Origin of the sequence: Pseudonocardia bannensis (genome assembly GCF_012911875.1) — a bacterium.
Taxonomy (GTDB): domain Bacteria; phylum Actinomycetota; class Actinomycetes; order Mycobacteriales; family Pseudonocardiaceae; genus Pseudonocardia; species Pseudonocardia bannensis.
In genome coordinates, this window is sequence record NZ_JAAXKZ010000081.1 from 19,238 (window position 1) to 27,766 (window position 8,529).

7 protein-coding genes and 2 pseudogenes are annotated in these 8,529 nt (G+C 71.1%); 5 read left to right on the plus strand and 4 right to left on the minus strand.

Annotated elements, in window-relative coordinates; all coding sequences use genetic code 11:
- Nucleotides 1–710 precede the first annotated feature (710 nt).
- The 3 genes and pseudogenes from HF519_RS33340 to HF519_RS19805 all read left to right on the plus strand — a co-directional run.
- Complete coding sequence (locus HF519_RS33340) at nt 711–797, plus strand: putative leader peptide (RefSeq protein ID WP_369009256.1); 87 nt, start codon at nt 711–713, stop codon at nt 795–797.
- Nucleotides 798–1,095: 298 nt separating this feature from the next.
- Nucleotides 1,096–1,428: a hypothetical protein gene (locus HF519_RS19800; protein WP_169414474.1), complete on the plus strand. Its 333-nt coding sequence runs from the start codon at nt 1,096–1,098 to the stop codon at nt 1,426–1,428.
- 22 nt (nt 1,429–1,450) lie between these two features.
- Nucleotides 1,451–2,116 (plus strand): annotated as a pseudogene (locus HF519_RS19805) (hypothetical protein); the annotation flags it as partial.
- Nucleotides 2,117–2,294: 178 nt separating this feature from the next.
- On the opposite strand, the gene istB (HF519_RS19810) reads toward HF519_RS19805, so the two are convergent.
- Together istB (HF519_RS19810) and istA (HF519_RS19815) are read right to left on the minus strand one after the other, a co-directional pair.
- A complete protein-coding gene (gene istB, locus HF519_RS19810) occupies nt 2,295–3,173 on the minus strand; it encodes an IS21-like element helper ATPase IstB (protein ID WP_169414475.1) in 879 nt (292 codons plus the stop codon).
- Complete coding sequence (gene istA, locus HF519_RS19815) at nt 3,170–4,549, minus strand: IS21 family transposase (protein ID WP_169414476.1); 1,380 nt, start codon at nt 4,547–4,549, stop codon at nt 3,170–3,172. The genes istB (HF519_RS19810) and istA (HF519_RS19815) overlap by 4 nt, the downstream gene beginning before the upstream one ends.
- 176 nt (nt 4,550–4,725) lie before the next feature.
- On the opposite strand from istA (HF519_RS19815), the pseudogene istA (HF519_RS19820) reads away from it, so the two are divergent.
- A pseudogene (gene istA / locus HF519_RS19820) lies at nt 4,726–5,970 on the plus strand (IS21 family transposase).
- Nucleotides 5,970–6,779, plus strand: coding sequence for an IS21-like element helper ATPase IstB (gene istB / locus HF519_RS19825; RefSeq protein ID WP_169414477.1), 810 nt, complete (start codon nt 5,970–5,972; stop codon nt 6,777–6,779). Before istA (HF519_RS19820) ends, istB (HF519_RS19825) begins: the two are co-directional and overlap by 1 nt.
- 826 nt (nt 6,780–7,605) lie before the next feature.
- Here the strand turns inward: istB (HF519_RS19825) and HF519_RS19830 are convergent.
- Together HF519_RS19830 and HF519_RS19835 are read right to left on the minus strand one after the other, a co-directional pair.
- Entirely contained in the window at nt 7,606–7,935 is a 330-nt protein-coding gene (locus tag HF519_RS19830; RefSeq protein ID WP_169414478.1) for a hypothetical protein, read from the minus strand.
- Nucleotides 7,936–7,994: 59 nt separating this feature from the next.
- Nucleotides 7,995–8,529 (minus strand): ferredoxin reductase domain-containing protein (locus tag HF519_RS19835; RefSeq protein ID WP_498072988.1); only part of this gene is annotated, 535 nt, incomplete at its 5' end.

Below are 8,529 nucleotides of genomic sequence, written 5' to 3' on the forward strand. Positions count from 1 at the left end.
ACCCTGCGGGCCGGCGCCGGCCAGTCGACGTGGCCCACCCATCACGGGACTCAGCACCTCACCGAGCTGCTCACCCAAGCGGTCGCCGATCCTTCTGATCCGTCCACGCTGGCCCGACATCCATCCTCCCACTGGACGCTGAGCACGCCGACGAGGTAGGCGGCCCCGCCGACCACGATGGCGGGCAACCCGTTGTCCGCCAGGGTCTCAAGCGCTCGTCTGCGGATACTGCAGGGCTCCGCCCTCTGGCCATCCGACCCCGTGACCGCCGGCGATAGTGCTCCGAATAATGACCGGACAACTGATTTTGAGAATGGAACGACCCGGGAAATGTCCGACCGGATCGGCCGCACACAGGACTTCCGCGAGGTTCGCGATTATTGCGGCGGCTCGGCTCGGCAATGGTCACTATCTGTGGCCGGAGCTGGGCCGCCGCGGTCGATGACTGCGCCACCGCGCCTCGCCGCCGCGCCGTTTCGCCTGGTCGTCGGCGACGATTGTCACTGGTTCCCGAGGCCCCCGCCCGAACGGGTGATCTTCGCCGCCGGTCCGCCGGGCGCGTACGAGACGTGTGAGCAGCCCGATTTGACCGGATTATGAGTGACCAGCGCGACGGGAAGCGGCCAATCAGGGTCCATTCGCGCGATGGGATAGCGCCGGACGGGGGCCGATGATCGGTGTCGTTGGCACCGAATGCCACGATCTCTGGCATGCGCTTCATTCGACTGCTCGCCGCTCGACGTCATGTCGACCTGCGGCGTCAGGCGAGCGCGCTGTGTAGCGCAGCGGTGAGCTGAGCCCCGGGTCCCGTTCCGGATCCGCCCTCCGCTCGCCGCCACCCGGCGCCGCCGCCCGCCCCCGGTCCGGCCCGCTCCGACACGAGGGCTCCCCGTCCGACCGGAGCACCGGGCCGTCCTACGAGGCGACGGCACCTCCCCCGCGGCCCCGGCCGCCCGTCGGAGCGCCCGCACGTCCGAGCGGTGCGCCCGGATCGTGATTGTCCACATCGGATGGTCGCGGATTCCCGCGTGCTCGCTCGCTGGTGCACCCGGACCGCGACCGCTTCCCGACGACCACGTACGACAGGAGTGACCCGTGCCCCGACACCGCCACCGACCTCACCGGTCGGCGCCCATCTCCCGGCTGCTCGCCGGTGGGGTGGCCGTCGTCGGATCTGCCCTCGTCGGCCTCTCGGCGCCCGCCCAGGCCGCTACCCCGGACCTGGTGCCCGACCTCGCGCCGGCGCTGACCGCGCACAACGACGTCGAGCCGGCCCCGGCGCCGGCCGCGCCTTACGTGGAGCCGTCCACGTCGGTCTTCCCGGACGGCGACGTCCTGAACCAGCTGCGCGACGTCGCCCCCGCGGGTGTGCCCGCTGCCGGGCTCGTGCAGTCGGCCCTGGGCTCGACGAAGATCATCCCGAACTGAGGACCCGATGAGAACTCCCAACATGGGGCGCGCCGCCCGCAGAGCGCTCGTCGGGCTCCTCGCCCTGGGCCTGGTCACCGGTGTGACGGCGCTGCCCGCGAGCGGCGACGCCTATGCCGACGTGCAGACCGTGCGCTCGTACGTCAAGGGTGCCGACGGCAAGGACTACTGGGTCGAGAACAACATCGACCCGGACGTCGCCGCCGACGCGCACAAGGCCGCGGGCGGCAAGCGCCCCGAATACCTCGTCGTGTGGGCCGGTGACGAGAACGTCGCCGACACCGTCGTCCCGGACGTCCAGAACCTGCCGGGCTCGCTGCGGAACACCGTGGACAAGGTGCGCGATGCCGCACCGGGGCCGGACTTCATGGCCGTCGTCGACGTCACGAAGGGCTCGCCGAACTACGGCAACGTCGTCAACACCGCGACCGTGGGCCCGCTCGTGGAGAACGAGCCGCACCACATGCAGTACTCGTGGCGCAAGGGCGACAAGATCTACGCGGGCGGCCTCTTCAGCGCGGCCACCTACGTCTTCGACGTGTCCGCGCTGCCGGAGCTCAAGCTCTCCGGTATCAGCCTCCCGTCGCAGACCCTCTGCGGGTCGGTGCCGGACGCGTACTGGGTCCTGAACGATGGAACGGCCTACGGCACCTACATGGGCGGGCCGGTCGTGCCCGGGCCCTACTCGCCAGACGTGCGGTGGTGGTGGCTCCTCCTTCGCTACTCCGCGGCGGCGGAGCAAGATATGCATTTTCCCGGGGAAAACGCGACAGCACGCCTGGCAGCGTGCTGGAGGGGGAGTGATGATGGCGCTTAATGATCTTGGCCGGAGTTGCTCACCGAATTTCCCCACTCGGTGGCGCTGGTCAGGATAGGGGTCGGCGGGTGTTTCCGGTCGTGGCGCGCCGGAGGGTGTCGGTGCGGGCGTGGTGGTCGCGCAGCCGGTAGGAGTCGCCGTCGAGGTTGAGCACGACGGAGCGGTGCAGGAGGCGGTCGAGCATGGCGGCGGCGACGGTGGTGTCGCCGAGGATCTCGCCCCAGGACCCGACGCCGCGGTTGGTGGTCAGGACGATGCTGGTCTTGGTGTAGCGCTGGGCGACGACCTGGAACAGGGCGGACGCGGCCTCGGCGGGCAGCGGGAGGTAGCCGAGCTCGTCGATGACCAGCAAGGTGGGGCCGGCGAAGAAGCGCATGGTGTAGGCCCAGCGGCCCTCGATGGCGGCGCGGTGGCAGCGGGCGGCGAGGTCGGCGGCGGAGGTGAAGTAGGTGCGGTAGCCGGCCTCGGCGGCTTTGCGGGCGAGCCCGACGGCGAGGTGGGTCTTGCCGGTGCCGGGTGGCCCGATGAGCAGGACGTTGGTGGCGGAGTCGAGGTAGCGACAGGTGGCCAGCTCGGTGACCAGCGCACGGTCGACGGCGGGTTGGGCGTCGTAGTCGAAGTCCTCGAGGGTCGCGGGGGTGGGCAGGGAGGCGAACCGCAGCCGCCCGGCCAGGCGGCGGGCCTCGGTGGCGTCGACCTCGAGGGCGAGCAGGCGTTCCAGCGCGGCGGTGAGCGAAAGCTTCTCGGTGGCGGCGTGGTCGAGCACGGCGGGCAGTGCCTCGGCGGCGGTGTGCAGCTTGAGCGCGGCGAGGTGGCCGCGCAGCTGCTGGTAGAGCCGCGCCTGGGCCGGGGTGCTCGGGTCGGGTGCGCGGGCCGAGGTGTCGGCGCCGGAGCCCTCACCGCCGGTGGTGGTGCTGGTGGTGGTCATCGGAGGGTGTTCCTTCCCTGGGCTGCGGCGGCGTAGCGGGCGAGGTCGACCACGACCTCGTTGCTCCCCGTTCCGGTTGTGGTGTCTGTTGTGGACGGTGTGGGGTCCGGTGCCGGCTCGCCCGGGTGGGCGCGCAGCGTGGCGGCCGCGGCTCGGGCGGCCGGACCGGGCGGGATGCGCTGCTTGCGGCGGTGTGGTGGCGCGTCGGTGAACGCGGCCAGCGCGGCCCGTTCCAGCGCCAGGACGTGTCCGGTGTCGCGGACGGTGGCCCCGGCCCCGGCGGGAGCGAGCCGGTGGCGGGCGATCACCGTCCTGGCGGCGGTGGAGATGTCGATGCTCGTCGCCCCGAGCCGGAGCGTGACCTGGACCTGCGCGCGGGCAAACTCGGGGGGAACCGAGTAGTGGTTGCCGCGGAAGGACACCAGCGCCTGCGCCGAGACCGTGCGGTCGACGTGCAGGACGGCGGGGAACGGTGCCGGCAGCCCGGCCAAGGGTTCGGTCGCGGCGAGGGTGACCACGGTGGCCTTCCCGTCGCCGGTGGGACGCAGGCGGGTGTCGCCGCGCAGCGCGCACCACCGGTCCAGCGACGCCTGCGCCGCCTCGGTCGAGGTCTCGTCGGCCAGGGTGCGCCACCAGCGCTGCGCGGCGGTGTGGTTGGCCTTCTCCACCACGCCCTTGCGGTTCCCGCGCCGCGGCGGGCAGATCGCCACCGACACCCCGTAGTGCTTGGCGACCGCGGCGAACGACGCGGTCACCACGCCGGAGGCGGGGTGGCAGACCGTGGCCATCCGGTCGAACCGCCAAGTGTGGGTCAACCCGCCGAGTGCGGCGGTGATGCGGTGCAGGGCGTCGATCAGGTGTGGTTGGTCGGTGGACTCGGCCAGCACCCCGCGCCAGCGCCCGGAGTGTGCGAGCGCCCCGACCAGCAAAAATGCCTTCGCGCCCCATCCCCAGTGCGTGGGCGGGTCCGGGAGCTCGAGCCAGTCGAACTGGGTCTCGACACCGGGCGGGTGCTCGATCACCGAGACCGGGCGGCCCTTTGCGGGTCGGCAGGACTCGCAGGCCGGGCGGAGCCCGCGGGCCCGGAGTTGGCGGGTGAACGTGGGATAGGAGCGCTGATAGCCGAGCTCGAGGAGCTCGTCGAACAGCGTGGTCGCCCACAGGTGCGGGTCCTCGGCGAGGCGCTCGCGGCAGTAGACGGCGAACGGCTCGAACGGGTCCGGTTCGGTGCGTCGGCGCCGGCCGGCGACCCTGTCTCCGTTGAGGTAGGCGCGGATGGTCTTGCGGTCATGGCCCAGATGCCGGGCGATCGCGGAGATCGTCCAGCCCCGGCGGTGGAGCGCGTGTGCGTCCACGTCGTCCTCCCGTGTGAGCATGAGAGGTGGAGGTCCCTTCGGGCTGCGGGTGGTGAGAGACCAGCAGCTTCGAGGGGACCTCCGCCGTCTCGGCGGAGCCACGCGGGTGGGGAATTTCAGTGAGCAGCTGTCGGTTCCGGGTGAACTCTGACCCTCGGCTTCCGGGTGAACGTTGACCCACCTCTGACGATCATGAGGTGTTGAGGGTGGAGGACTGGGCGGAGATCCGCCGGTTGCACCGGTCCGAGCAGATGCCGATCCGGGCGATCGCCCGGCATCTGGGGATCTCGAAGAACACGGTGAAAAGGGCGTTGGCCCGTGATGCGCCACCGAAGTACGAGCGGCCGGCGAAGGGCTCGATCGTCGATGCGGTCGAGCCTCAGATCCGGGAGCTGTTGCGGGCGTTTCCGGAGATGCCCTCGACGGTGATCGGGGAACGGATCGGGTGGACGCGGGGCCGGACGGTGCTGTTCGACCGGATCGCCGAGCTCCGGCCGTTGTTCCGGGTCCCGGACCCGGTCTCGCGCATCGACTACCGGCCCGGCGAGCTGGCGCAGTGTGACCTGTGGTTCCCGCCGGTGGACATCCCCGTCGGGTTCGACCAGGTGGTGCGGCCACCGGTGCTGGTGATGGTGTCGGGCTACTCGCGGATCATCACTGCCTGAATGATCCCCTCACGGCAGAGCGAGGACCTCCTTGCCGGGCACTGGGATCTGCTCTCGGGCTGGGGTGCGGTGCCGCAGGCACTGGTCTGGGACAACGAGTCCGCGGTGGGCTCCTGGCGGGGCGGGCGCCCGCAGCTGACCGAGGCCATGCAGGGCTTCCGCGGCGCATTCGGGATCACCATCGTGCAGTGCCGGCCGCGCGACCCAGAGGCCAAGGGCCTGGTGGAACGCGCCAACGGCTACTTGCAGACCTCGTTCCTGCCCGGCCGCAGCTTCACTGGCCCGGCGGACTTCAACAGCCAGCTCACCGCCTGGCTGACCCGCGCCAACAGCCGCTGGCATCGGCGGATCGGCGCCCGGCCGATGCAGCGCTGGGACAGCGACCGGGCCGCGATGCTCACCCTCCCGCCGGTCGCCCCGACCGTCGGATGGCGGTTGGGCACCCGCCTGGCGCGGGATCACTACCTGCGCTGCGATGGCAACGACTACTCGGTCCACCCGTCGGTGATCGGTCGCCGTGTCGAGTTGGTCGCCGATCTCGAGCAGGTCGTGGTCACCTGCGACGGCGTCGAGGTCGCCCGCCACCAGCGCTGCTGGGCACGCCACCAGAGCCTGACCGACCCCCTGCATGCCGCCGCCGCGGTCCGGCTCCGCTCCGCGCACCGCGCCCGGTTCCGCCCGAGCCGGGATGCGCTGGTCGAGTACCGCGACCTGGGCGACTACGACCGGGTCTTCGGACTCGACCCCGCCGAGCCCACGACCGCGGTGAGTGCCTGATGCCCACCACCAAGAACACCACGGCCAGCGCGAGCAGCGGCCGCAACCTCGCCTCTGAGCTGGCCTACCTGACCCGGGCGCTCAAGGCGCCGTCGCTGGCCGGGGCGATCGAGCGTCTGGCCGAACGAGCCCGGGCCGAGGGGTGGACGCATGAGGAGTTCCTGGCCGCCTGCCTGCAACGCGAGGTCGCCGCCCGCGAATCCCACGGCGGCGAGGGCCGGATCCGCGCAGCGAGGTTCCCCGCGCGCAAGTCGTTGGAGGACTTCGACTTCGACCACCAGCGCTCCCTGAAACGGGAGACGATCTCGCATCTGGGGACGCTGGACTTCATCACCGCCCGCGACAACGTGGTGTTCCTCGGCCCGCCCGGCACCGGCAAGACCCACCTGTCCATCGGCCTGGGGATCCGAGCCTGCCAGGCCGGGCACCGCACCCTGTTCGCCACCGCCGCCCAATGGGTCGCCCGCCTCGCCGAGGCCCACCACGCCGGTCGACTGCAAGACGAACTCCTCAAGCTCGGCCGCGTCCCGCTGCTGATCATCGACGAGGTCGGCTACATCCCGTTCGAGGCCGAAGCGGCGAACCTGTTCTTCCAGCTCGTGTCCTCCCGCTACGAACGCGCGTCCCTGGTCGTCACCTCGAACAAGCCCTTCGGCCGCTGGGGCGAAGTGTTCGGCGACGACGTCGTCGCCGCCGCGATGATCGACCGCCTCGTCCACCACGCCGAGGTCATCTCCCTCAAGGGCGACAGCTACCGGCTCAAGGACCGCGACCTCGGCCGCGTCCCCGCGAGCAAGACCGACAACTGAAGACCAGCAGCAATCAGGTGGGTCAGATTTCAGACGGACCACGCCGGGTCAGGGTTCGGCCGGTATTGACAGCAGCTCTGGGGAGATTCACCTGAGCGCCGTCAGTGATGACCGGGCCAAGCCGACGCCCACGCGCTGAGGGTGCCGTCCGCACAAGGTCACGGTCATGTTCTCCGAGATGGAGCTGGCGATGGTAACCACGGCTGCAGTGCGGCGGACCTCGCTCCGGGAGCGTGGCTTGGCGGGGCCGGGGTGCGGGCGGCCGAGGCTGTGCCAGGACCGGCCTCGGCGTGGGGCCCGGTGATGCAGGAGCTGATGGGGCTGCGGGCTGAGCTGGTGGAGAATCGGCGGGTGCTGCGCAATCAGCTACCTCGTCCTCAGTGACCTCCGCCCGCCGCGGCGCGGCATCTTCGTGCAGCGTGTGGCGAGGGGCCGATCGATCCTGCGTCCGTGGTCGTGCGCCGATTGCGGTGACGGCCGCAGGACGACCCGGGCATCTGCCTCAGCCAGGGCGCTGTGTTGTGTTGTCGTGGCCAGACGCTGCATCAGTGCAGGTGCAACGTGGCGCGGTGACCGCTCGCGCATCGGGGTCGAGGCGAGCGCGAGCGGTGGCGAGTGCGAGGGCAACGTGGCCGGTGATTCGGTCGGCGTCGGCTGCCCAGGACGCCTCCTGCTCGGTATCAGGTACCGAGTAGCAGGCGACCAGCAGGTTCGAGAGGTCCAGCAGGAGGTCTTCAACTGCTTGGACACGGGTCGTGCCGCGAATGAGTGTCATGGTGGGGCTCTTCCATCGGCTGCTTCGGCAGCGGTGGTTACGGGCGTCGGGTCAGGGCCAGATCAGGCTGTCGGCGAGGCCGAATGCCCTGGCCTCGTCGTAGGTGAGGAGCTCGTGAGGGTTGTCCCGGAGGGCTTGCAGCACGATGAGCGCGGCGAAGTGACGTTCGTCGGGGTCGCGCAGCAGGCGGCGGCCGGTCGAGGCTGTGGTTGCGATGAAGGCGAGCGGTGTGCTCGGGCCGTTGCAGGTCCCTGCGATCACAGTCCACGCCGGGTCGCACATGGCCCTGCGGGCGTGCAGCGCGGTCACTGAGGGGGTCTTGTCGACCCGGCAGTCGAGTCCGGCTCGTCGGACGATCTGAGCGACCAGCTGCAGGTCCATGGTTCCTCCGACGTCCTGGCCGGTCGCGTGGCCGTTGCTGGTGGTGGCGTTCAGGTGAGTCATCGTCTGATCGCCAGTGAGGTCGGCAGGGGGTCGCTGTGGAGCTGCTCGGCGGGTATACCGGCGGCGTGGAGCTGGTCGAGGGCCGCTGCCTGCATGCGGGGTGGCCCGCAGACAACGATGTCGTGGTGCTGCCAGACCCGGGCCCGCAGGGCGGTTCCGACCAGGGAGCCGGGCCGGTGGGTGCCAGTGGAGGGGACGACCGGGGTGACGGTCAGCCAGGGCCGGTGACGGTCGCGCGGGCCGTTGGTGAGGAGGGCGCGGAGCTCGTTCTTGCTTCGGGCGGCCGCGTAGAGGTGTGTGCGCGGCGGGTCGTCGTGGGTGTCGAGGGCGGCGATCAGGGCGTTGAGTGGGGCGAGGCCGGTTCCTTGACCGAGCAGGAGTAAATCCCTGGTCGTGCTGAGGGCGTCCGGGAGCCGTCCGAGCGGTGGGCCGATCCGCCAGGTGTCCCCTGGCCGGATCCGGGCGACCAGGGCGGGGCTGACCAGCCCGCCGGGCAGCGCGCGAACGTGGAAACGCAGCACCCCGTCGGGG

Excerpts from the sequence above, each read along its gene's own strand:
- HF519_RS33340 (WP_369009256.1), top strand. The coding sequence starts at position 711 with ATGCGCTTCATTCGACTGCTCGCCGCTCGACGTCATGTCGACCTGCGG.
- istB (WP_169414475.1), bottom strand. The coding sequence starts at position 3,173 with ATGACCACCACCAGCACCACCACCGGCGGTGAGGGCTCCGGCGCCGAC.
- istA (WP_169414476.1), bottom strand. The coding sequence starts at position 4,549 with ATGCTCACACGGGAGGACGACGTGGACGCACACGCGCTCCACCGCCGG.
- istB (WP_169414477.1), top strand. The coding sequence starts at position 5,970 with ATGCCCACCACCAAGAACACCACGGCCAGCGCGAGCAGCGGCCGCAAC.
- HF519_RS19830 (WP_169414478.1), bottom strand. The coding sequence starts at position 7,935 with ATGGACCTGCAGCTGGTCGCTCAGATCGTCCGACGAGCCGGACTCGAC.